This is a genomic window from Mycobacterium sp. 1164966.3 (assembly GCF_001665395.1).
In the GTDB taxonomy this organism is placed as follows: domain Bacteria; phylum Actinomycetota; class Actinomycetes; order Mycobacteriales; family Mycobacteriaceae; genus Mycobacterium.
Window position 1 is genome coordinate 25,340 of sequence record NZ_LZSG01000067.1, and the last position, 24,231, is coordinate 49,570.

At 62.8% G+C, this 24,231-nt stretch carries 21 protein-coding genes; 11 read left to right on the forward strand and 10 right to left on the reverse strand.

The features are described 5' to 3' along the window. Positions 1–9 precede the first annotated feature (9 nt). Entirely contained in the window at positions 10–1,146 is a 1,137-nt protein-coding gene (locus A9W99_RS24110; protein WP_067384588.1) for an epoxide hydrolase family protein, read from the reverse strand. A gap of 87 nt (positions 1,147–1,233) precedes the next feature. Continuing rightward, positions 1,234–1,959, reverse strand: coding sequence for a sensor domain-containing protein (locus tag A9W99_RS24115; protein WP_067384590.1), 726 nt, complete (start codon positions 1,957–1,959; stop codon positions 1,234–1,236). A 201-nt stretch (positions 1,960–2,160) separates the two neighbouring features. Here A9W99_RS24115 and A9W99_RS24120 point away from each other — a divergent pair, with 201 nt between their 5' ends. Next, positions 2,161–5,436, forward strand: coding sequence for a LuxR C-terminal-related transcriptional regulator (locus tag A9W99_RS24120; protein ID WP_253870345.1), 3,276 nt, complete (start codon positions 2,161–2,163; stop codon positions 5,434–5,436). On the opposite strand, the gene A9W99_RS24125 is transcribed toward A9W99_RS24120, so the two are convergent. The 5 genes from A9W99_RS24125 to A9W99_RS24150 all read right to left on the reverse strand — a co-directional run bounded on the left by A9W99_RS24125 (position 5,433) and on the right by A9W99_RS24150 (position 12,792). After that, positions 5,433–8,315 carry an aminotransferase class III-fold pyridoxal phosphate-dependent enzyme gene (locus A9W99_RS24125; RefSeq protein ID WP_067384414.1) on the reverse strand — a complete coding sequence of 961 codons (2,883 nt, stop codon included), beginning with the start codon at positions 8,313–8,315 and terminating at the stop codon, positions 5,433–5,435. The two genes, A9W99_RS24120 and A9W99_RS24125, sit on opposite strands and share 4 nt — an antisense overlap. After that, positions 8,312–9,895: a sulfotransferase gene (locus tag A9W99_RS24130; RefSeq protein WP_156623265.1), complete on the reverse strand. Its 1,584-nt coding sequence runs from the start codon at positions 9,893–9,895 to the stop codon at positions 8,312–8,314. The genes A9W99_RS24125 and A9W99_RS24130 overlap by 4 nt, the downstream gene beginning before the upstream one ends. A 178-nt stretch (positions 9,896–10,073) precedes the next feature. Next, positions 10,074–10,892, reverse strand: coding sequence for a mycofactocin-coupled SDR family oxidoreductase (locus A9W99_RS24140; protein ID WP_067384424.1), 819 nt, complete (start codon positions 10,890–10,892; stop codon positions 10,074–10,076). Beyond that, positions 10,893–11,975: a dihydrodipicolinate reductase gene (locus A9W99_RS24145; RefSeq protein ID WP_067384427.1), complete on the reverse strand. Its 1,083-nt coding sequence runs from the start codon at positions 11,973–11,975 to the stop codon at positions 10,893–10,895. It abuts the gene before it with no gap. A gap of 28 nt (positions 11,976–12,003) precedes the next feature. Further along, positions 12,004–12,792 carry an SDR family NAD(P)-dependent oxidoreductase gene (locus tag A9W99_RS24150; RefSeq protein WP_067384430.1) on the reverse strand — a complete coding sequence of 263 codons (789 nt, stop codon included), beginning with the start codon at positions 12,790–12,792 and terminating at the stop codon, positions 12,004–12,006. Positions 12,793–12,999: 207 nt separating this feature from the next. On the opposite strand from A9W99_RS24150, the gene A9W99_RS24155 reads away from it, so the two are divergent. After that, positions 13,000–13,599 carry a TetR/AcrR family transcriptional regulator gene (locus tag A9W99_RS24155; protein WP_067384433.1) on the forward strand — a complete coding sequence of 200 codons (600 nt, stop codon included), beginning with the start codon at positions 13,000–13,002 and terminating at the stop codon, positions 13,597–13,599. Between the two features lie 10 nt (positions 13,600–13,609). Here A9W99_RS24155 and A9W99_RS24160 read toward each other — a convergent pair whose 3' ends face one another. Continuing rightward, positions 13,610–14,737 carry a dihydrodipicolinate reductase gene (locus tag A9W99_RS24160; protein WP_067384436.1) on the reverse strand — a complete coding sequence of 376 codons (1,128 nt, stop codon included), beginning with the start codon at positions 14,735–14,737 and terminating at the stop codon, positions 13,610–13,612. A gap of 291 nt (positions 14,738–15,028) precedes the next feature. Between A9W99_RS24160 and A9W99_RS24165 the strand changes: the two genes are divergently transcribed. The 9 genes from A9W99_RS24165 (at position 15,029) to A9W99_RS24200 (ending at position 22,599) form a co-directional block, all read left to right on the forward strand. Next, positions 15,029–15,676, forward strand: coding sequence for a hypothetical protein (locus A9W99_RS24165; RefSeq protein ID WP_172828940.1), 648 nt, complete (start codon positions 15,029–15,031; stop codon positions 15,674–15,676). Between the two features lie 431 nt (positions 15,677–16,107). After that, entirely contained in the window at positions 16,108–17,649 is a 1,542-nt protein-coding gene (locus tag A9W99_RS24170; RefSeq protein WP_067384442.1) for a nitric oxide reductase activation protein NorD, read from the forward strand. After that, entirely contained in the window at positions 17,646–18,446 is an 801-nt protein-coding gene (locus A9W99_RS24175; RefSeq protein WP_067384445.1) for a CbbQ/NirQ/NorQ/GpvN family protein, read from the forward strand. Before A9W99_RS24170 ends, A9W99_RS24175 begins: the two co-directional genes overlap by 4 nt. Before the next feature lie 15 nt (positions 18,447–18,461). Continuing rightward, complete coding sequence (locus A9W99_RS27570) at positions 18,462–18,590, forward strand: hypothetical protein (protein ID WP_256389966.1); 129 nt, start codon at positions 18,462–18,464, stop codon at positions 18,588–18,590. Continuing rightward, complete coding sequence (locus tag A9W99_RS24180) at positions 18,587–19,309, forward strand: hypothetical protein (RefSeq protein WP_067384448.1); 723 nt, start codon at positions 18,587–18,589, stop codon at positions 19,307–19,309. The genes A9W99_RS27570 and A9W99_RS24180 overlap by 4 nt, the downstream gene beginning before the upstream one ends. 21 nt (positions 19,310–19,330) lie before the next feature. After that, positions 19,331–19,762 (forward strand): hypothetical protein, encoded by a 432-nt coding sequence (locus A9W99_RS24185; protein WP_067384451.1) that lies wholly within the window; start codon positions 19,331–19,333, stop codon positions 19,760–19,762. Then, complete coding sequence (locus tag A9W99_RS24190) at positions 19,759–20,811, forward strand: dihydrodipicolinate reductase (RefSeq protein WP_067384453.1); 1,053 nt, start codon at positions 19,759–19,761, stop codon at positions 20,809–20,811. Before A9W99_RS24185 ends, A9W99_RS24190 begins: the two co-directional genes overlap by 4 nt. A gap of 44 nt (positions 20,812–20,855) precedes the next feature. After that, entirely contained in the window at positions 20,856–21,278 is a 423-nt protein-coding gene (locus tag A9W99_RS24195) for a hypothetical protein (RefSeq protein WP_067384456.1), read from the forward strand. A 91-nt stretch (positions 21,279–21,369) separates the two neighbouring features. Further along, positions 21,370–22,599 carry a cytochrome P450 gene (locus tag A9W99_RS24200; RefSeq protein ID WP_067384459.1) on the forward strand — a complete coding sequence of 410 codons (1,230 nt, stop codon included), beginning with the start codon at positions 21,370–21,372 and terminating at the stop codon, positions 22,597–22,599. Positions 22,600–22,634: 35 nt separating this feature from the next. On the opposite strand, the gene A9W99_RS24205 is transcribed toward A9W99_RS24200, so the two are convergent. Both A9W99_RS24205 and A9W99_RS24210 read right to left on the reverse strand, forming a co-directional pair. Next, a complete protein-coding gene (locus tag A9W99_RS24205; RefSeq protein WP_067384462.1) occupies positions 22,635–22,853 on the reverse strand; it encodes a hypothetical protein in 219 nt (72 codons plus the stop codon). A gap of 47 nt (positions 22,854–22,900) precedes the next feature. Further along, positions 22,901–24,172 carry a cytochrome P450 gene (locus tag A9W99_RS24210; RefSeq protein WP_067384464.1) on the reverse strand — a complete coding sequence of 424 codons (1,272 nt, stop codon included), beginning with the start codon at positions 24,170–24,172 and terminating at the stop codon, positions 22,901–22,903. Positions 24,173–24,231 lie beyond the last annotated feature (59 nt).

Sequence of the window (24,231 nt, forward strand, 5' to 3'; positions counted from 1 at the left end):
CGGGACTGCTCACCGGACCGTCGCGAAGAACGCGCGCACGTCGTGGACAAACAGCTCGGGTTGCTCGAATGCCGCGAAATGCCCGCCGCGCGGCATGCTGGTCCAGTGCGTGATGTTGTACACCGGCTCGCACCAGCGCCGCGGCGCCTTCAACAGCTCACCGGGGAAAGCGGCTACGCCGGTGGGCAATTCGACGCGGTCCATTTGGCCCCAGACCTTGAAGCTCTCCCAGTACAGGCGCGCCGAGGAAGCGGCGGTGCCGGTCACCCAGTACACCATCACGTTGTCGAGCAACTCGTCGCGGGTGAGCACGTTCTCCGGGTTGCCGTCGCAGTCCATCCACGCTTCGAATTTCTCGACGATCCACGCCAGTTGACCCACCGGCGAATCGACCAGGCCATAGCCCAACGTCTGCGGCCGGGTGGACTGCTGCTTGGAATAGCCGGTGCCCCACTGTCGGTGCTTGGCCAATTCGGCCAGCGCGTACCGCTCTTCCTCAGTCGGATCAGCCATCGCCTCGGCCGTCGGCCTGCCGATCGGCATGTTCAGATGGATGGCCGCGCAGTGCCCTCCAGAAAGGCTACTGTCGCGGCCCATCTGCGTGGTGACCGCGGCGCCCCAGTCGCCACCCTGGGCGCCGTAACGCTCATAGCCGAGCCGCAACATCAGCGTCTCCCACGCCTGCGCTATCTTCTCGACACCCCAGCCCATGCGAGTTGGCTTGCCCGAGAACCCATATCCCGGCAGCGACGGGCATACCACGTGAAAAGCATCCTCGGGCCGCCCACCGTATGAGGTCGGATTCGTCAGCGGCTCAATCACCTTGTGGAACTCGACGATTGAGCCCGGCCAGCCATGAGTGATCACCAGCGGAAAAGCATCCTCATGCGGGGATCGCTGATGAATGAAATGGATGTCGAGCCCATCGATTTCGGTGACGAACTGATCAAACCGGTTCAGCGCGGCCTCCCGCGAACGCCAGTCATATCTGTCGGCCCAATACGCGGCCAACTCACGCGTGTAGGAGAGTGGAATGCCCTGACTCCAGTCGTCGACACATTCGGCCTCCGGCCAGCGGGTGCGCGCCAACCGCGACCGCAAATCGTCAAGAACATCATCGGGAACCTCGATACGAAACGGCTTCACCCGTTCATAGTGCCGGGTGCCGCTCGCGAGCGTCCCTGAAATGCCGGCCAAAGCGGCTTTTCGGTGTACAAGTACGGACGCTCGCGTCTAGAGCTTGCCCACTTTGTCAGCGATCTGGCGGGCGATGTTGACCGCGGCGCCGGCCGCGGGGTTGGTAGCGCACGCGGCGACGTCGACGACGACGTTGTTGCTTGCAGTCAGTGCGCGCTGGCACGCCCAGCCATTGCCGTCCTGCAGCGTATCGGTTGTGCTCAGGACGTTGTTGGTGTTGTCGATCGGTCCCATGGTGAATACCTTGTCCGGTCCGCCCGGCGACAAGACTTGGTATTCGTGGTTGGCGCACAGCGGCCAGAATTCGGCAGATGCCTTGAAGAAGTTCGAAGCGCCCTTGGCGTCAGGGAATTGCACGACGGCCTGGATGACGTGATGAGCAAAGTTGGGCACAGGTTCCTGCAGCTCCTGCGACCGCACGGCTTTCCACCCGCTGCTCGCGTATATCGTGGACTCCGCCGGTTGGGTGAATCGGCAATTCTTGTCTGGCTTTCCGGCGCTGGTGTCGGCCATCTGAGTGAGCGTCGCCTTGACCGGCACCTCGGCGTCCGCCGCCATCGCGGTACCGATCTCGGCCGGACTGAGCAACAGCCCGTCGAGGGCGTCCGCCGCAACCGGGGGCCGTGATGGCGCTGTGGAGCCGGATGTACCGCTCGTTCCGTCGGAGTTTCCGCCACTGCCGCAGCCGGCGAGCAAAACGACGGCGGCGGCCGCCACCGCTAACCGCTTCGAAGGGTCCAATCCCCCTTGGCCTTTGAACATGGAACTCAGCACGAAAACCACTCGGTGGCCGTCACCAGTCCACCGAGAGCCGTTGACCCGTTCACGCTCCCGACCTTGCCACACCCTCCCTAACTGGGCAAACAACTCTGGTGGCCGGACGCGACGTAGGCATACCCGAGCGGCAACTATCGGCAATTTTGCCGATGATACGTAGCACTGGCGCGCCACATGCTGGCTAGCATGAGCGAATCAGAGCGAAGCGACCCAGAGATGGTTGAACTGCCCACCGGAACCGTGACGTTGCTACTGGCCGACGTCGAGAGTTCGACGCGGTTGTGGGAAACCCAGCCCGAGGCGATGAAGGCCGCGGTCGCGCACCTGGACCAGGTACTTGCCAAGGCGACCGCCACGCACAACGGTGTACGGCCTGTCGAACAGGGCGAGGGCGACAGCTTCGTCATCGCGTTCACGCGGTCCGCCGACGCCGTCGCCTGCGCGCTCGACCTGCAACTGGCCGCGTTGACACCGATCAAACTGCGCATCGGTGTGCATACCGGCGACGTACAGCTGCGCGACGAAGGCAACTACATCGGCCCGACGATCAACCGCGCCGCACGCCTGCGCGACTTGGCCCACGGTGGTCAGACGTTGTTGTCAGGCACGACGGAACCACTTGTCGTCGACCAATTTCCGCCGGAGGTCACCCTCACCGACCTTGGTACCCATGCCCTTCGTGATCTACCCCGCCCGGAACGCGCAATCCAACTGTGCCATCCGGACCTGCGAAACGACTTCCCACCACTACGCACGTCGAATGCTGCTGCGGCCGAGCGTCTTCCGCTGCAACTGACGAACTTCATCGGTCGTCAATCAGAGATGAAAGACATCCGCGCGGCACTTGCCGAGAACCGACTCGTCACCCTGACCGGCGCTGGCGGCGCCGGTAAGACGCGGCTGGCGGTCCAGGTCGCCGCGTCAGTTGCGTCGGAATACGCCGGCGGCGTCTGGTATGTCGATCTGGCGCCGATCACCGACCCCGACGTGGTACCGACGACCGTGGCTCGCGCGTTGGGCCTGCCTGACCAACCCGGTCAACCCGTCACAGAGCTGATCCTGCGGTTCATTCGCGATCGCCACATGCTGATGCTGCTGGACAATTGCGAACACCTACTCGACGCCAGTGCCGATTTGATCGCCGCCTTGCTTGCCGGCTGTCCGGCATTGACCTTGCTGACCACCAGTCGCGAACCGATCGGCGTTCCGGGCGAGGTGAGCTGGCGGGTACCGTCGCTGTCGCTGGCCGACGAAGCCGTCGAACTGTTCAGTGATCGCGCCCGACGGACCAAGCCCGACTTCCGCATCGCCGCAACCAACAAAGACACCGTCACCGAAATATGTCGCAGGCTGGACGGCCTGCCGCTGGCCATCGAGCTCGCCGCGGCCCGGGTCCGCGCCCTGTCGCCGAACGAAATCCTGCACAGCCTGCACGACACGTTCCGCCTGCTGACCGGTGGAGCTCGCACCGCCGTACGCCGCCAGCAGACCCTGCGCGCATCCGTCGACTGGTCGCACGCATTGCTCAGCGAACCCGAACAGGTGCTCTTCCGAAGGCTTGCAGTGTTTTTCGGCGGATTCGACCTGGACGCGGCCCAAGCAGTTGTCGGTGAGATGGAGCGGTATCAAGTGCTCGACCAGCTCACGCTGCTCGTCGACAAGTCGCTCGTCGTCGCCGAGGACAGCCCGCAGGGCACCCGCTACCGGCTGCTGGAAACCGTCCGCCAGTACGCACAAGAAAAGCTTCACGAGTCTCGCGAAGGCAACGACGTCCGCGCTCGTCACCGCGACCACTACACCGCGATGGCCCGTCTGCTCGATGCACCGGCAGACGCGGCCCACCAACGGCGTATCGACGCAGCCGGAACCGACATCGACAATCTGCGAGCAGCTTTCGCATGGAGCCGGGAAAGCGGTGACACCGAACTTGCGCTGACATTGGCGTCGGCGCTGTTATCTCTTTGGTTGTCGCGCGGCCTGATGCGAGAAGGGCTGAATTGGCTCGCAGCCGCGCTTTCCGATGCGGACCGCGACGGTGTCGATGCTCCGGTGGCGCGGGTGCGGGCTGCTGTGGCCAGCGTCGTGTTGGAGTCTTTCCGGGGCCTGACCGTGGATCTCGACGATGCGGAGCGAATCCTGCCGAGGACGCGCGAATGTGGCGACCCGACGCTGGTAGCGCGAGCACTGACAGCCTGCGCCTGCCGCGCCGCCGACGATCGCGAATTGTGCGTTACCTACTTCACCGAAGCGGCGGAAATCGCGCGTGACATCGGCGATTCATGGTGGCTGGGGCAGACACTCGCTCTAGAGGCAATGTACGCATTGTTGTTCGGCGAATCCGTAGTCGCGGGACAGGTCGCCGCCGAAGAAGCCCTCCAGATCGCCGACAGGATCGGTGACGTGTTCGTATCCCACCAGTGCCGCTACGTCCGGGGTTGGGCGCAAATCTTACGCGGCGACCTGACCAACGCCCTTACGCAGCTTCGCGAGGTCGACGAGGAAACCACAGCGGCCGGCGAAGCGATGTTCTCGATGCAGGCAGCGTCGATTCAAGCAATCGCGCTTGCCTACCAGGGTCAGATCGACGCTGCCCGAACGACGGCCGAAGTTGCCCTCGAACGCGCAACCGACCTCTTTGACACCTACTCGGGAATCGTCTACGCCGCGTCGGCTCACGTCCACCTGGCCGTGGGCGACGGGTCCGCGGCGTGGGAGGCGTATGAAGCGGCGCGCGAACGCACCGCTATGGACCCGCAGCTGGCGCCGATGCACATCTGGGCGGCTTTGGCCCCGTTGGCTTGTGGTGATCTGGCCGCGGCCCGTCGGTGGGCCGATGACGTGGTGTCCTTGACCAAAGGCTGGAGTCTGGCGGCGGCCACGATAGCGCGGGCACGCGTAAAGATCGCGCAGGGAGAACTCGACTCCGCCGAACGCGACGCCTACGACGGACTTGACCTGGCCGCTCGGGTCGAGGGTGATCTACTCATTCCGTTTGCTCTCGACTGCCTCGCGATTACGGCCGCCGACGCCGGAAATCACCCGATATCGGCGCGACTGTTCGCTGCGGCCGACGCAGCCCGCCAGCGGATGGGCATGGTCCGCTTCAAAGTTCTCGAAGACATCGACGACGCCTGTATGGCCGTGGTACGGGAATCACTGGGCGACAAGGACTTCGACGTGATATGGGCGGAGGGCGCTGCGCTGTCACTCGACCAGGCGGTCGCCTACGCCCAACGCCGCAGGGGCGAACGTAAGCGGGCCAGTAGCGGGTGGGCATCGCTGACGCGAGCCGAACACGACGTCGTGAAGTTAGTCAGCGAAGGCCTGGGCAACAAGGAAATCGCCGCACGGCTTTTCGTGTCACCTCGGACCGTCCACGCTCACTTGACCCACATCTACACCAAGCTCGGGCTGAGCTCGCGACTGCAGCTTGCCCAAGAAGCTGCGCGTCACAGCGGCTAGCGTCGAACCGGGCCTAACCGCCCGTACCGCTCAACGAGCACACCCGCTTGCCGGTCGGCCAGTGCCATCACGGTCAGCATCGGGTTGGCCATCGGGCTGGATGGAAACAAACCCGTGTCGCACACATAGACGTCGTCGAGACCATAGACAGCGCCGAATGAGTCCGTCACATGCCTGCGCGGATCGGCACCCATCGCCGTCGAACCGAACACATGGTTGGACGCGACCGGAATATCCTGCGGCTCAAGGCGTGCGCTGCGAATGACGTCCGCGGCCCCAACATCGTCGTACCGCGACGCCAGTCCGTGGATCCCCGGAAGCACACTGCGCGCTCCGGCGGCGAAGAACATCTCGACAAGCCGCGCCATCCCCTCCTGCAGACGGCTGACGTCGCCTGCACCCAAGTCGTAGCGAAAGCAGGACCCGCCGCCGGGCCGAATCCGCGCGCTTCCCAACGAATCCGCGCCATTCACCCACACCGCCCACGGCGCCATCCGGCCGATCTCCGCTCCGACGCCGAGAGGCGGGACGCCGAGTACCGAAGGGCTGGACCACACTGACTCGAGCGTGATGCCCTCGTCGAGAGACCCGGTCACATGATAGCCCTGCGTTGCGCCACTCCACGGCGACACGTCATCGTCGAAGATTCCGAAAACGATTGCACTGGGGTGCATTCGGACGTTACCGCCGAGGCAATCGGCGCGGTGTCCACTGCGCTGCAGGATCAGCGGCGACGACAGGGCCCCGGCGCAGAGCACGGTGCACCGGGCGTCGACTCGGACTCGGTGTGTGCGTCGCCCGGTGATCGGATCGATGACGGCACCGCGCACCCCGCGAACACGATTCCGGTCCATGACGGCCTTGTCGACATGCACGGATGTGTACACCCGCCCGCCGGCGGCCAATAGTTCGGAGACGACGCTGCAATTTTGACCGTTTCGACAGAACGGCTCGACCCGATACCCGAGCGATTCGGCGCCCGCGCGGAACAGTTCGTTGCGACGGCCCTGCACCTCGTCGCCGACGGGATGCGCTCCCATGAAGCGCTCCACCGCGTCGTAGTGGCGGGCCATGACTTCGGCCGAAAGTCCGTCGACGCCATCCACATCCGCCCATTGCCGGAACACGAAGTCGGGGGCGCGCATACGGATGGCGGAGTCGAACACCGAGCCGCCACCAAGGCATCGTGCCTGCAGGGTCGGCAGTCTCACGTTGCCTCGGGTAGTGCGCAGTCCACCGTCCCAGAAGAACCGAGCCAGAGTCTCCCCCGCCTCGCCACCCTTGTCGTGCTGCGCCAGAACGGGTCCGGCTTCGAGCACCACCACGTCGAGCCCGGCCGTCGCCAAGCGCTTCGCGAGCACCACACCCGCCGGACCGGAGCCCACCACGCAGACATCGCACTCGAGCGCCAGCGCCCGGTCGTACTCGGAATGCACACGCACACGCGCGGTTTGCGCCGCCACACTCATGTTCGGCGCAGGCCGTCGCGCCTCCAGCTTGGCCTGAACACCGTGGACCACATGCCGTGCCGCTCCGCCGGCCAGGCCGGCGACTGGTCCCGATACCGGCCGACGATATCCCGCCAGCACCTCCTCGAACGCTTCCAGGAAGCGCCGTACGTCGGGCTCTTCGAGGATCAGCGGCGGAAGGAGTTTGATCGCATTGACCCCAAAACCCGGTATATGCACCAAGATACCGCGCCGGTGCAGGTCGACATGCACTGCGGCGGCGAAACCGGCCGGCTCTGCGGCACTCAGGATGCGCTGCTGAACACGCAACGCCAGGTGGGCCGAAGTCTTGAAGTGAATGCCGATGATCAGTCCGGCACCGGTGATCCGGTCGATGACGTCGTATCGTTCGGCCAGTTCCCACAGGCCGCTGCGAATCCGGTCGGACAGCGCCTTGGCGCGGGCGGGTGCGTCGAGCTCGTCGAGCACCTCCAACGTTGCCAGCCCGGCCGCCATGGACAAGTTGTTCTCGGCGTAGGTATTCCAGTAGATGGGCCCGGACTTGAAGTCGGCATAGACGCGGTCGTAGATATCCTGGGTGAGCAGCGCCGCACTCACCGGCGCCTCCCCGCCCGACAGGATCTTGCTGATGGTCAGCATCTGTGGCCGAACACCTGCTGCGTGGCAGGCGAACCATGAACCCAGCCGTCCCAATCCCGTTTGCACCTCGTCCATGACAAACACCGTGCCGTAGCGTTCGCACAGCTGCTCCGCCGCGCGCAAGTACTCGTAAGACACCGCCTCGCAAGTCATGCCCTGAACCGCCTCGACGACGAGTGCCGCGACGTCACCATATGCCAGCTCGCGGCGCAGTGTGTCAATGTCGTCACGCGGCACCGGCGTACACGTCGGCATCAGCGGTTCCTGGCCGGACTTCATCTCGGCGAAGCCGCACAACGAGATAGCGCCATAGGTGCGCCCGTGAAACGCACCGTCGAGGTATAGCCACCGACGCCGCCCGGTCACCTGCCGGGTGAAGCGGAGGCAGATGTCCACCGCCTCGGAACCGGAGTTCGCGAACACCACCTTCTGGAACGGCGGCCCGGCCAGGGTCAACAGGCGTTCCGCGAGTAGACCGCCCAGCACCGATGCGTTGACCGCGGTCAGGTTCGGCAGATCCATGTCCAGGACGTCGCGCAGCGCCGCACGCACATGCGGATGATTGCGGCCGACGAAGTAGACACCGCCGCCGGTGAGCATGTCGAGAAACTCACGCCCGTCGTCGGTCCACAGGTAGGCGCCCTGGGCGCGGGTGAAAACCGCGTCCATTCCGGCGATTTCGAACATGTGCAGCAACCGCGGATGGACATGGCGCTTTGCTAAGTGCGTGCTCGAGTGCAGATGTTCCTGCACGAAATCGCCGAACGTCATGATACGCGATGGTCGGTCGAGTAGCCGTACTCGGTGAATACGGAACTCCAGTGTTTACGCACGAGATCGGCCAGGTGGTCGTCGATGGTCAACACGTTTGTTCGGTATCCCTTCAAGCTGTCGAGGTATCTGCCGATAGTGGCGTCGTACTCAGGTACTTTCGGCAGGTCGAGGTGGCGGTAGATCTGGTCGAGGACGTCACGCGGGCGTGCGTCGAGATCCGCGTAGGTTACTTCGATGAAGTTTTCGGGCGGGATGAGCGCGCGGTCTTCGAAGAAGCGCTCGTAGAGACGCTGGCCGACCACCACCACCTGATTGGCACGTTCGGCGATGTACTCAGCTTTGGGCACCTGCAGGAAGTTGTCCCAGTCGACGTGGCCACGCATGTGCACGGTCGACGCGGCTACGACGAACGGATTCCGGTGGATGTGAACGAATTTCGCGTCGGGAAACACGTCCAGCAACATTCTGATCCGCGCGGTGTGCAGGCAGCTTTTCACGACGGGCCGCCGTCCGCCGGAGTGCATCCGGACCTTTGCGACGAACCAGCGCAGTGCTGCCTTCCACTCGTCGCGCTCGTCCTCACGGGCCTCGAGGAAGTCGATGTAACGCTCGAATCTCGGCGAGCGGTCGGGCATCATGACCGACAGGAACGGCGACAGCCCGGTCAACTTGGCCAGCGCGATCTCGTCCTCGCCCTCCTCGTCCCAGCCTTGCGCCATGTTGTCGAATCCTCTTGTCTCCGAGAGGAAGCCGGCGGTGAGTTTAGGAAAGATCGTGCGGCTGGTCGTCATGAACGTGGTGGGGAAAACCACTTGATACATAGTTGTGTGCGTGTTCGCGGGGTCGCGGCCCAACAGGTTGTGCAGATGTGTGGTGCCGGTTCGCCAGTGGCCCAGGATGATGATCGGCGGTGGGTCCACGACGCTTTCGGCGATGCGCCGATCGTATCGGGCGCGCTCTATCGACCCCACCGCGGTGGCAGCGACGCTCCATGCGGTGATCCACGCCGCACGGGGAAGGTAGCGGGCACTCACTCGAAACCGGGCTTCGGCGAGTATCCGAAACCACATCGGCAGCTCGATGCCGGTGAGGATGTGATCGGTCGAGAAATACCGCTCGAGCCGCTGGACCCGCGGGGCCGCGGTCAGTCGGTCGGCCGAACGCCGGACCGGCGCGGGTGGCTGCGGAATGCCGGCGGGAATGCCGATCCGCTGCTGTACTTCAGGGTCTGCCAGGTAACCGAGGGTGAAAATCCGCTGCAGCGTGGCGAATTGGGTGCGCACGGGGTAACGCTCGGATAGTTCCCACGAGCGGAGCCGGGCAACTCGTTCGTCGAGGGCTGCCGCTGAGAACAGCCTGCCGCGTCGCTGTATTGCCGTCCCGACTTCGATCATCAGCAACAGGGTTCGCAGCTGCACCCGTTTGGCGAGCGGAAGCCGGGCCAGCAAAGTGTCCACGTACGACGCCACCCCTGTTGTCGCTGCGCCGGTTGGCTCGCTTGACGAAAACAGAGCCTCGGCGATCGCAGTGACGACGACGCATTCTCTGGTGGTCAGCACGTGCACAGGGACCCCCACACGTCGTCATCAATCAGGTAACTGTAGTCCCGATCGGGCGGTTGAAGGGGCGGATCGCAGGACGAAAACGGATCCAGGGTCCAGTTGCTGGCTGTCTCGTCGGCAAAGGCCCGTAAGGTGCCGCAGACCTGGTGCGCAGGCAGTTCCTCGTGGGCCGAATTCGAGCCACGCCGCCGCACTAGTTGATGGTCACCCCGGCATCGACCTTGAACTGCAGTCCTGTGACCCATTTGGACTCGTCGGAAATGAGGAAGAGCACGGCATTACTTACATCGACGGGCTCCACGGCCGGCGTGGGCATCGCATTGACGAAGATGGGGATCAGATCGGCCCGCTCCTCGCCCAGGATGGTTCCGAAGGACGGCGGAATCATCCCGGTATGTGCACCGGTCGGAAGCACAGAATTGACGCGCACATTCTTCGCTGCCAATTCGTTGGCCAGGGCCAGCGTGAGGCCGACCACGCCGTACTTTGCCGCGGTGTAGGGCGACTGTAAGGGAAAGCCCTTGATGGCACCCGCCGAGCTGATGTTGACCAGGCTGCCGCCGCCCTGGGCGAGCAAGTGGGGAATCGCGGCGGCACAGGTGTTCCACACTCCGATCAGATTTACGTCGACCACGGTGCGCCACTGATCTGCAGTCGTCTTGTCCCATGTCGCGACCGTCAGCACACCGGCGTTGGCCACCGCACCGTCCAGTCCGCCCAGCTCGGCGACGCCATCGTCGACGGCGGAACGTAACTGTTCCTCGTCGCGGACGTCGGCGACGCAACTCACACAGCGACGGCCGAAATCCCTTACCAGACGCGCTGTTTCGGCGAGGTCCTGTTCCGTCGCCAACGCATACTCCAGCTCTGGAAGGGATTGGCAGATGTCGACCAGGATCAGGTCCGCCCCTTCCTCCGCGAGCCGCAGCGCGTGGCTGCGCCCCAAACCTCGGGCGGCACCGGTGATGAGTACGCGCTTGCCGCCAACGCGTCCCGACGGTGATGCCTTCACCTACCGGTCGTTCCACATCAGCCCGCGCATCGTCGCGGACAGAGGTATGTCCTCCACCGCGACGAGGCCTTGCGGCGCGCGACATACCCAATCGATGGCGTTGACTGCTCGACCCGCCGTCGAGATACAACCGGCGTCAGTGGGATCGAGAACCGGATGTGAAACGTGCGTGTTGATCTCCACCCTTGGTTCTCCCTCCACGACCACGCGGTGTACGCCGGTGTGCCCGTCGGGTGGGAATTCCCAGTCGGGCGCGGCGGCGGTGGTAAGTCGGGTGACGTGCTCGAGGGTGATCACCGGTTCGCCGTCGCGAACACCCTCGGTGGCGAATCGAACCGCGGCCATCTGTCCTGGTTCAACAGTCATCATTGTGCAGTCGATCCGCTCGGGCGTGAACCAGCGTTCGGTGCGCTGGCGTACTTCGTCGAGTTTGATGTCGAGATGGCCGGCCAGACTGCGCACCTGACCACCCCACATCGAAACCACTACCCCGGGCAGGAACAGCATCGGCGGGTCGTCGTCAGCGGCGGTACCGAAACCCATTGCCGCACCGGTGAATTCAGCATCATCATAGTTGCCGTAGTCAAAGATCTCCTGCACGGTGATCGACGAGACACGGGTGGTCAGGCTGACGGCGGCGTGCACCAGCGTATCGCCAGAGAATCCGGGATCGATGCCATTGACGTAGAGCGAGGAGTTCCCGGCCTCACAGGCACGCTCCAGGGGCGCCCGCAACCAGTCGTCGGCGTGATGCGGCGTGACGAGCCAAACCATCGACGTGCCGACGACATTCGTGCCCGCCGCAAGGAACTTGACCATCTGATCGATTGCCTCCATCGGCCGAGTCTCGCCCTGTGACGTGTAGACGACACAGTCGGCGCCGAGGGACACCAGGGCGTCGACGTCATCGGTGGCAATGATGCCGGTCGGCTCGTCGAGTCCGCACAGCTGCGACGCATCCCGGCCGATCTTCTGGGCGCTGGCCGCATGCACTCCGACCAGTTCGAGGTCCGGTCTGCCGATGATCGCGCGCAGCGAATGCCGCCCGACGTTCCCCGTCGAGAATTGAATTACTCTGCGCACTGCAGGCTTCCCCTTCGCCACTTCAGGATCAGTAGTCGGGTATCGGCAGCGGCGAATTGTTCGAGTCGATGCCGCCGTCCACGTGGAATGTCGCGTTGGTGGCGTAACAGTCGCGCGTGCAGAGATACACCGCAAGCCGGCCGAGATCCTCCACGTGGCCCAGACGATGAAGCGGCGTGGCCTCTTGCATCTTCTCCAGCGACCCGGGCATCAGATCCAGGCTGCTCTGCAGACCGTCTGTGGCGAATGAGCCAAGCGCGATGGCGTTGACACGAATCTTTGGCGCCAGTTCTTGTGCCATGGCGCGCGTCAGCGCCTCGAGACCGCCTTTGGCGACGCAATAGGCGGTCAACGCCCGAATCCCGAACCGGGCTGAACCCGACGAGATGTTGATGATGGAACCATGTCCGGCATCGAGCATGTGCGGGGCCACGAGCTGACTCATGATGAAGGCCGAGGTCACGCACCAGTCGAAGGTATGCCGGAAATCTTCGTCGGTGATGTCTAGGAAGCGCGCGTAGGTAGAGCCACCGACGTTGTTGACGAGAATGTCGATGCGGCCGAAGCGCTCCATGGCCGTGTTGACGACGCGCTCTCCGTCCGAACGGCTCATCGCATCGGCAACCAGTGCCAGGCCCTTGCCGCCAACCTCCTCGATGCCCTCAATTGAGCGCACGATCTCCGACTCGGTACGTGCGGTGCCCACAATCGTGGCGCCGGCCTCTGCCAAGACCCGGGCGATCCCGGCCCCTACCCCACGCCCCGCACCCGTGACAATCGCGACCTGTCCATCCAGCCGGAACTGCTCCAATGCCATGCTGGCCCCTTCATTCGTATCGTGTGCGCCGTTCAATCTAAGAACGCAGCCTGACTAAAGTCAATGAACGGGTCAGCGCTAAACACGCTCCTACATTGTCAGTGCGACGAGGGCCGAGGCGGACAAGCCTTTCTGAGGAGCACGGATCATGATGTTTGCGTTACTCTCGTAAGTCCTGGGTGAGTCAGGTCAACTGTGAGGAAAGAAATGGCTGTGACGGACAGGCTGTCTGCGCGAGAAGCGAAACGCTTGCAGACGAGGGAGCGATTGATGGGTGCCGCGATCGCGGAGTTCACCAGAGCGGGGATGGCCGAGGCCGACGTAAGTGCCATTGTGGCGGCAGCGGGGGTCGCCCACGGAACCTTCTTCTTCCACTTCCCGACCAAGGAGCATGTCCTGCTGGAGTTGGAGCGTCGGGAAGAAGACCGCATAGCCAGGCAATTCGCGCAGTTCTTGAAGTCCGACCACGATCTTGCATCCGCCTTGCACGAGGCCGTGCTCCTGGTCGTCGGATTGGAACGTCGACTGGGCTATCTCCTCTTCAATGACTTTCTTGCGCTGCACTTTTCCCAGACTCGTCCGCCTACTGAAGACGGCAGGGATCACCCCTTGATCGTCTTGGTTGCCCAGGAGATCGCGCTGGCTCAGGAACGCGGTGAGGCGGACGAGAAAGTGAATCCCATGAACAGCGCGGTGTTCTTCTTGCTCGGCCTCTACGCTTTGTTGGTCACTACGAATCACTGGCCGACCGGCCACGCCCTGCTGGAAGACTACGTCGCGAGGACGTTGCGGAGTGTGAAGCCCTGATCCGCGCGCGTCAGGGGCGTATCACTCCGCGCAGGGGCATGAGCCCGAGTTCCTTGTGGGAGAGGAATCCCGGCGGTGCGTCGCAGACTGCGGGGATCGCGTTCGCGGGACCCATCGCCGTCCAGGTGTAGCCGGGCAAAGCGTAGCCGCCGTCCGGGTCCTGAGCCCCTTGGAGGATCAACTCCGTGGATGAGTCGCCTTCGATCACGATCCGGTAGTGATAGTGCTGAGGCCAATTCTCCTGTGGCTCAATGGCATCGTAGGTGTCCATTGTGTAGATCTCGTGAAAGACGATGAGCGGCCGGCCCTCGACCCACGCTGTCCATTTGTGATGCTGGCGGGCGACGGTGCCCGCCTTGATCACGCCCTTGAAGCCCGGCATGTCGCTGGTCTCCCCTCCTTCGAAGGGAATGTCACGCGTGGCGGCCCCAAGCTCCACCTCCGTCGTGTACCGTTCGACCGTTTTACCCATATTCTCGACGATCATGGCCATCGACTGGGCGAACAGTGGCCAGGCTTGCCCCAGCAGATTCGGGCCGTCCTCGAACCCGGCGGGATCGCTCCCCATCCCCATCTCGAACAAGTACTTCAGGGTGTCCCTGCCGAAATTCACGACTTCGTAGATGTGGATGATGTCGATCTGGCTGACGATTCGGGCCAGCGTCAAGACAAGAAGATCTCCCGCGAAACCGGGGTTGATACCACCTGCGTGGAACGACGTACCGCCCTCCAGGCACGCGGCATGGATCTTGTCGATGTCCGCCTGACTGTGCTCGGTTCGGTACCACCACGCGCCACCCGACGCCACCACATTTTTCCCGCCGCGCAGCAGGCGGCACACTTCATCGGGATCGGACCACAGCGGCGCATAGAACACGCAGTCGGCATCCAGGGCCTCGATCGCTGCCTTGTCGTCGGTAGCGAGCACCCCGGTCGGTGGTTTACCGCAGAGCTCGCCGGCGTCCTTGCCAACCTTTTCCGGCCGGTTGCAAAGCACTCCGACCAGTTCGTAGGCCGGGTTATGGGCAAAATGGCGGAGCGCCACCGTTCCGACGTTGCCGACGCCCCATTGGATGACCCGATACTTCCTCTCGGCCACCGGCTTTCGAGTCGCTGTCTGCTCGTGGGTGAGCGTCATTGCTACTCCTTTGCATGCACCGACACTTCGACCAACCAGTGGCTCTTCGCCGGACACACGGCGCCGGCGCAGGAGGCTGGGCGCCCGCTGAGCGTAGGCACTTCCTGAACAGCATGTCAACGGCGTAAAGGCTGACTATAGTCAGTCTGTTATAGTGCACGAGCGTCTCCACTCAGCCTCTGATGAGGAGGGTTCGTGAATCTGCCGAAGCTACAACAGCGCAAATCCGGCGGCGTTGGCACCGCGGGAGAAACCGACTCCGCGCGACCCGAGCTGACTTTCGACGAGCACATGGAGCAATCGCAACGCGCACAACGTCAGGCTGACAAATGGCTTATCTCTGGCAGTCTCCTGATCGGCACCGCCGCCTTGGGCATCTTCGGGCTGCCACTTTTTCTCTGGGGAGTGCGGTTGCTGCGCCGCGCCCAGCGGGACGGACTCTCGGTTCGTCCGACATTGGTCACGTTGCTCGGCTATCTCGTCATCATCGACGCTGCCATCAATACCGTGGGATGGGCGCTTGACCTGATCGCGAATCACAGTCTGCTGGCTCGCGTGCTGCTGAACGGCTGGGGCAACATGTTTGATGCGGGCTATTTCTGGCATTACAACGAGCTGTGGGTCGGCGGTGCGGCGGGCCCGGGCGAAAAGGCTTGGGAAGTCGGCCTGATTCTGACCGTCTTCACCATGCGCATTGCCGCCGCCATCGGCTTCCTGCAAATGAAACGTTGGGGCCACCAGTGGATGGTCATCACCTGCTGGATGGGTGTGGTGATCTGGGTCGGATACGTCTTCAACATGACGATGTTCGCCGACGTGCGCTTCGCCGGTGTCGTGTTGCCGGTTGTCGGCTGGTGGCTCTACGACATCTTCTACATCACTCCCTTCCTCGCGATTCCCTATCTTCATACCGTCAACCGAGAAATCTTTTCCGACTGATTACGTTCTCACCGAGGGTATTTCGATGATCGACAGCAATGAGCAAGCCTCGCATGGGCAGGCGTTTGGATCCCTCGGCGGCCTAGACAGACGTCCGCCGCGACCGTTACCGTTGACTTCAATCAGTAAAACGGAGGGCAAAGGGTGGGCCATGCTGTCACCGGCTAACAGCTCCGAACGGGATCCGCGTGTCAGGCGCCACCCACGGGCCGCGGCTCGGATGTCTGCGCTGCGGATCACGCGTCTGTTGGCTGGGAGTGCGTCGCCAAGGAGGTTGAATTATGGGTTATCTGTGGGAGATCCTTCGCTACGTCGCCGCTTGGGGCGGGACCGGCCTGATCATCCTGTTCTGGTATTGGCTCTTCTCCAACATCGGTACGTTCTGAGCGGTCGCCGCGAGCCGGGTAGCCGAGCTGCGTGGGATCACGGCAATGGCTGAACTCGCCGATGCGCACGCGCTGGCGCTCGAACGAAGTTGTGCCGTGACAGCGGTCGCACTCAGTGAACGACGCCGCGAAGGTGTCCGCCTGGTCACCGGTGACCGGCGCGCTTTTGGGTTGAGCGGAAAGCTCAACTTCGTTCATGTCCCCTATCCCGCCCCCGAGCTGTCCAGGTCTGAATGGACGCGCAGAACCCTGACATGCGGTGTGGCCCTGCAATGTTCGCCTTCAAAGGAGCGCGTCACCGAATATCGCCTGAACGAGTTAACCGGTCGCGAACTGCGCGCACTCACACTTGTCGAAGCCGGTGTCGCCCTCGGCTGGATCGCGTCGCGCTGGCCGGGACTGCTGTCCGAAGTCCGACGCGTGCTACCGGAACTCAATAGCGAAGCCGCTGACATGGATGCCACTGAAATGCTCAACCGAGCTGTTGCGCTGGCAGCGACGGGGCAGGCGCTCACGGTGCACCCGCTGCTGGGCCGCCTGCCGCTGGCCTACACAATGCCGCAGGGTTTGGCCGACAAGTTGCGGCGCAGCTTTGGCCGGATGCCTTGGACGACAACGCAGAAGCGGGTGCCGCGACCGTATTCGGTTCCCGTCGGCGGCGACGGCGGCGTCCGCAATCCCAACCTGCCGCCGCCGAGCCGGCCGCAGGACAACGACTTCGACATCACGCCCGATCATCGGCCCGGCATTCCCTATCCAGAGTGGAATGCGTGGACGAAGAGTTTCATGCGGGACCACGTGGCGGTTCTCGAGCGGGTGCACACCAGCCGCAGTGGGCAACCCGCCTCCGTCTCCGCCGACCTTCGAAAATGGTTTGAGGAACACACCCATCGCGCGATGCAGAATCGCCTAGAAGATGGCTCCGACCTGGATGTCGAACAATACGTGAGCCACTATGTCGACACGGCGACCGGCGAGGCGAGCCAACCCCGTATCTTCCGCGAACTGCTGCCCAGCGGCCGCGACGTCACCACCGCGCTGCTGCTGGACGGGAGTTCATCGTTGGGTGTGCACGGCGGCCGCATCTTCCGACTGGAATTGGCTTGTGCCGACGCGCTTTCGCGCGCGATGAATCGTGCCCGCGAGCGCCACGGCATCTTCATGTTCACCGGAAATACCCGCCACCGCGTCGAAGTTCGGTGCCTGAAGGACTTCCAGGACCCCCGGTTTGTGCCGCCCGGCGCCCTGGGGCTGCAGACAAGTGGCTACACCCGACTCGGTGCGCCCCTTCGCCATTTGACGAGCCGGCTGCTGGAGCAGCCGTCCGAGCGGCGCCTGCTCATCGTCATCGGCGACGGTCTGATCTCCGATGAAGGCTATGAGGGCCGCTATGCCTGGGCAGACGCTGCACACGCGGTCGATGAAGCCAACGAAGCAGGGGTGTCGATGTATTACGTCGGCGTCGGTCCAACCCGAGTCGATCCCCTACCGGAGGTGTTCGGGCCCCGTCGTTCGCAACGCATCCGGCGCGTAGAGGAGCTTCCGCGAGTGCTGGCTCATGTCCATCGTGAACTGGTCGCCGCATGACGGATACCTATCTCGCTAACGGCAACGAAGTCCAGCTCTTCGAACAGGCCTTCCGCCAACACATGCCGGTGATGCTGACCGGCCCGACTGGGTGTGGCAAGACACGGTTCGTGGAACACATGGGCCTGCTGTTGGAGCGGCCGGTGGTCACCATCAGTTGCCACGACGATCTGACCAGCTCCGATCTCGTCGGCCGCTTCATGGTCACCGGCGGCGATGTCGTCTGGACCGATGGTCCACTGACCCGGGCCGTCAAAGCCGGAGCGATCTGCTACCTCGACGAAGTCGTCGAAGCCCGCCACGACTCGTTGGCCATTCTGCATTCGCTCACCGATCACCGACGATCGCTTTACCTCGACCGTGCCGGCGAGGTCGTGAAAGCGCCGGACACGTTCATGCTCGTGTGTTCGTACAATCCGGCATATCGCAGCTCGCTCAAGGAACTCAAACCGTCGTTCCGGCAGCGGTTCGTCACGCTCGCGATGACGTATCTGCCACCCGACCGCGAAGCCGAGGTCATCGTCGCCGAAGCCGGAATTCCCCTGGCCACGGCGCAGCGGCTGGTCAGATGCGCGGTCGCGATCCGCACCGCCGACGAAGCCTTTCACTTCGAGCCGCCGTCGACCAGGGTGCTGGTCACCGCTGCGCAGTTGATCGCCGCCGGCGCAACCGAATTGGACGCGGCCGACGCTTGCATACTCGCACCGCTGAGTACCGACGGCGCCGTCACCGACGGTCTACGTGAAGTCGCGGCAGCCAGCCTGGCCACCCCGAGCGCTTCGAGCAATTCGCCCTAGGAAGGAGCAACCTGCATGGATCGACAGGAGCAGAAGCGCAAACGGGCGCTCATCGTATTCCAGATCGTCATTTACGGCTATCTGCTGGTGATGTTCGGAATCCAACTCTATATGTCATTTGCCCGAGGCTGGTGGGATCTGTGAATCTCCCTCTGCTCAACCGTCTTTCGGGCAGCGGATCCACCACTGCGGACTCAGGCACCCTTGAGGATCACCATGACGCATCTCGCCAAGCTCAGCGTCGTGCCGACAAATGGATGATCATCGGCGCCGCGTTGATGGGCATGTGGGCCCCGGGTCTGATCGGGTTTCCCATTTTCATGCGCGGCGTCTGGCTACAACGTCAAGCCCTTCGTGCCGGCCTGTCGGTCCGGCCCATGATCGTGACGCTGATTGGTTATCTGGTCCTGATCGACGGAATGCTCAACAGCCTGGGCTGGGCGCTGGACCTGGTCGCCAACCACACGTTGATCAACCGGGTTCTGATGGTCGGGTGGGGCAACATGTTCGATGCGGGCTACTTCTGGCATTACAACGAACTCTGGGTCGGCGGAGCGGCGGGGCCAGGCGAAAAAGCTTATGTGGCAGGGCTGATCCTGACGGTCTTCTCCATGCGGGTCGCCGCGGCGATCGGGTTCTTGCAGATGAAGCGGTGGGGTCACCAGTGGATGGTCATCACGTGCTGGATGGGTGTGGTGATCTGGTCTGCCTATGTGTTCAACATGACGATGTATGCCGATGTCCGCTACGCCGGCGTCGTGTTTCCGGTCATCGGCTGGTGGCTCTATGACATCTTCTACATCACTCCGTTCCTCGCGATCCCGTATCTGCACACGGTTAACCGCGAAATCTTCTCCGACTGAACAGGTTCAAGGAGCATAGCGATGACGACCCCATCAACTACCGAAGAACAAGGCGCGGCGCACGAACTCGAACCGGGTACCACGCCGTACTACGCGCGTATGCATAAATGGATCAAGCGCGCCGTCTTGGTGTGCCTCGTGGCGCTGGTGATCGAAGGCGCATTCACCTTGCCATTCATGGCGGTCTATTACGGGTACCCCACCCTTAGCCTCACCGAAATCTGCAGCGAGTTGCTGAAGGTCCGGTACTCCAACGACACGCTCGAGTGCCAGTACCCTTACCCAATTCTCGGACCGCCGGAGGGCGCCGCGGGCAAAAGCACCGCTCAGGATGTGTGGGGGATCCAGCCGACGCCGAAGTACCACCGCCTCGGGTTCCGCGAACTCGTCAGGATTCACAACGAACGCCTCGCTCGCCAAGCCGCCCAACAGCACGCGGCGCCGCATCCATGACGTATCGCGTCGTGCAGTGGACGACCGGTAACGTCGGCAAGAGTTCGGTGCGGGCGATAGCGTCGAACCCAACCTTGGAGCTTGTCGGCTGTTATGCCTGGTCGCCGGAGAAGGTCGGGCGCGATGTCGGCGAGCTTTGCGGAATCGGACCTCTCGATGTGAAGGCCACCAACGACATTGAGGCGCTGCTTGCGCTGAAGCCAGACTGCGTGATCTACAACCCGATGTTCGCCAACGTCGATGAGCTTGTCCGCATCCTCGGCGCGGGCATCAACGTGGTGGGCACTGCCGGGTTCGTCACCGGCCACTTCCTCGGCACCGGACGTGATCGCATCGCCGAGGCCTGCGAGCAAGGTGGGTCGACCATCTTTGGCAGCGGCATCAATCCGGGTTTCATTCAGATGTTCGCCATTGTGTCGGCAGGGCTTTCGGACCGGGTAGACAAGGTTTCCATGTTGGAATCCGCTGATACCACCATCTACAACTCCCCCGAGACCGAAAAACCAATGGGCTTCGGTTATCCCATCAATCAACCAGATCTGCCGACGATCACCGAGCAGGGCTCCGGCGTATTCCGGGATGCGGTGCTGCTGGTGGCCGAGGCTCTGGACGTCGAGCTCGACGAGGTGCGTTGCGACGTCGAATATGCCCAAACCGTCGAGGATCTCCATCTGCCCGGCGAGTGGACGATCGCAAAAGGCTGTGTCGCCGGCGTGGATGTCCGCTGGAAGGGAATTGTCGCAAACCACGAAGTCATCGAGATCCGCGGGCGATGGCGCAAGGGCCAAACGCTGGAACCGGATTGGCCATTGGACATGGGCTACACCATTGAGGTGCAAGGCCAACCGACGATCAAGACCACACTGAGTTTCCTTCCGCCACCAGACTTTAAGGGCGAGACACTCGACGACTACATCATGTTGGGTCTCACCATCACCGCCATGCCCGCGATCAACGCGGTTCCTGCCGTTGTCGCCGCTCCGCCCGGCATCGCCACCTACAACACCCTGCCGCTGCTACTTCCACGGGGAGTGCTGGCACGAAGCTGAGGGGACGCGCGTTTGACGCCTGACACGAAACCCGGAGGTCATGGATGAACGACTCGCCGTCGCGGTTGCATCACGTCGTCTTCGCGGTGGCTCGCGAGCGACACGATGTGGTGGGAGAACTGTTTACGAAGCTGGGCTTCAGCTTCGACGAGATCGATTTGGCCCAACTCGGGCTGCGGGTGCTCCTGGACTGGAATCGGGGCATCGAGCTGATCAGCCCGAACCCGGGATCCACGAGTGAGGTAGCTGCATCGGTGACCGAATTCCTGACCAGCCACGGCGATGGTGGCGTTTTTACCGTAGTGGTACAGGTTCCCGGAGCGTCAGATGCAGAGGACATCGCCAAGCGTTACGGTTCGGCCACACGTTTCCGGCAGAGCTTCGAGGGCGAGGGCAACTATCTCGAAGAAATCGACTTATCGGTGTTCGGGTTGCCCCTGACATTCCTGTCGACCAACCTGCCGTGAGAAAGTATGAAAATCTATGCATCAATCCCTTTCTCGCAAAAGCTGTTTGAGGAGTTGAACCACATTCGAGACTGGAAGCCAGGGAGACATCATGACCATCGGTGCGGCAAAGCCCAGTGTTTTTGACGCCGGGCTACCGGTACTGACCTACAACGTCGCGGACACACCACAGGAGATCTATCCACAGTTTCGGGCTGCCCAACAGGTGGCGCCAATCGCGCTGGGTCCCGTTGGGCCAGAGGTGCTTTCCTACGAACTTGCCAGAACCGTGCTCGGCGACCCACGGTTCAGGATCCCTCCGGGCATTCACCTCACCGCTCACGGCATAACGTCGGGTGAGCTATGGGACCGCGTCGTGCGCAGCATCCTGTGCATGGAGGGCGCCGAACATCGTCGGTTACGTAGCCTGGTGTCGAAGGCCTTCACCCCGCGGGCCACCGCGCGCATGGATGAAACGATCCACGCCGTCATCAACGAGCTCGCCGATATCGTTGTCGCGGAAGGAAGTTGTGAATTCGTCGAGGAGATCGCGCGGCCATACCCGATCCCGGTGATTTGTGCCCTATTGGGCGCGCCCCGGCAAGACTGGCAGCTGTTCTCGGAATGGGCACAGGACATATTCAAGGTAGTCAGCTTCGACTGCAACCTCGCCGACGAAGAGCCCAAGGTCCTGAAGGCCTGGGATGCTTTCGACGAATACATCAACGGGATGATCGCCGATAGACGCAAGGCCCTGACGGAAGATCTACTCTCCGAACTCATCCGGGCGGAAGATCGCGGCGATCGCCTCGACGCCGGGGAGGTCCGGATGCTGGCGTTCAGCATCCTGCTGGCGGGAACCGATACCACGCGTACGCAATTGGCGGCCTCGATGCAAGTACTGTGTGAGCACCCGCAACAGTGGGAGTTGCTACGCGACAGGCCCGAGCTCGCGATGAACGCCGTCGAAGAAACCATGCGGCACTCCCCGTCGATGTGCAGCACCCTTCGCAGTGTCACTGACGCCGTCACGGTCGGCGACCACACATTTCCGGCCGGCACTTTCATCATCGTGAACACCTATGCCGCCAATCGGGACCCGTCTATTTACGACGACCCCACGCGTTTCGATATCACTCGCAACGACCCACCGCCGATCCTCACCTTCGGCGGCGGCGCCCACTACTGCCTGGGTGCGAACCTCGCCCGGCGAGAACTGTCCGAAGCGCTCAAGATTCTTGCCCATCGTCTGCCGCATCCGCGGTGCATCGAAAACCCCCCGTGGCGGCCACTTCTCGGCATGAGCGGACCCACGCGTCTACCGCTCGAGTTCGATACCTGAGACGCGATCGAGGCGTTCCTCGTGCATCGCTCACCTCAGAGCCTGTACAGCAGGCTCGCATTGAAATAGGTCAGGTAGACAACTGTGGCGGCCACTGCCGCTCGACGAGTGCGAGAATTGAGTAGCGCTAAGCCCAGGCCCGCTTCGATGCTGCCGTTGATAAGCACGTGGGCGCGAATGCGGTCCGTGAAGGCCATTCGATTCACCGATTCGAACGCACTCGGGCACAGCAGGTGCGCAATACCGGAAGCCATGAGTCCTAGCCCTCCAAGCAAGGCCCATTTTTCGGATCGTGCGGACTTCAAGGGGTCGACCTCGCGTGGAGAACGACGGGAAGGTGGGTTGGGCCACGCAGAGAGCTGTTGGTGGACCACGTTGTGGGTCCGGTGAGCGAGATGCGGGACACGCGGTCGACCAGTTCACGGAGAACGGCTTGTGCCTCCATCCGTGCCAGCGGCGCTCCTAGACATAAGTGTGGACCGTAACCAAATCCGACGTGCGAGCGCGGGTTTCGGTCCGCGCGGAAGGTGTTGGGGTCATCGAAGGCAAGTGGATCGCGGTTGGCCGCTCCAAATGACATCAGCACACGTGAACCCCTTGGGATGGTGACGTCGCCTACTTGATAGTCGGCACGGGTGTAGCGGTAGAGGTTTTGAATGGGACTGGTGTAGCGGACATGTTCTTCGATGGCCTGAGGGATGAGGTCGGCGTTGGCTCGGATCACGTCGTATTGATCGGGGTAGTGGGCGTAGGTGTGGAGCATCCCGCCGAGAAGGTTAGTTGTGGTCTCATTACCAGCGATCAAAAGCAAGATGGCGATATAGAACAACTGATTGTCGGTCAACGCACCGTCAGTGTTGTGCTCCAACAGCCGGCCGAGTACGGTGTCCGATCCCTTGAGGTGTCCATCTGCGAGGTGCTTCAGGAAATAGCGGCGCAGCGCTACTGCGGCACGCATGGACCGCGCCGTATTCGCAACGCCGTTCACAGTGGGGGTGAAGTTGATGATTTGGGTGGCTTCGTCTGACCAACGGCGGAAGTCGGCGATGTCGCTTTCCGGGACGCCGAGGATAGCGGCGATCACCCGGAGCGGCATCGGCATTGTGAGCCGCTGTACGGCGTCACACTCGCCGGCAGCGATCATGTCATCGACGAGTTCGGCGGCGAGCTTGTCGATGATGTCGCGCCAACTGTCCAGAGCGCCTTTTGTAAACGCCGGCTGGACTTGTCTCCTGAGGCGGCTGTGCTGCTCGTCGTCGGTAACCACGACGAGATCGGCGACCATTTGTACTCGGGTCACTCCATGACTGCTGGTCACCTGATCTGTGTCGCGTAGGGCTGCGCGGACATCGTCGAGTCTGTGCAGAATCCATGTCGCGCGCCGAGGGTTGTAGTGAACACGTCCGCTGCGGTGCAGGTCGTCGTACGCAGCGTGGGGCTGCGCTGCGACGGCTGGGTCCAACGGGTCGTAGTTGCTATTGACCGCACCCGTCCACCCGCTGTACCCACGGCGGCGTGTGCGTATCGCCGCAGAGACGTTCAATCGCGCCGCCGCAATGAGTGGCGAGAACATCGTTGTGGCACCGTTAGCGGGCCTTCCTCCGACGTTCACAATTCAGCGCACCTTTCCCA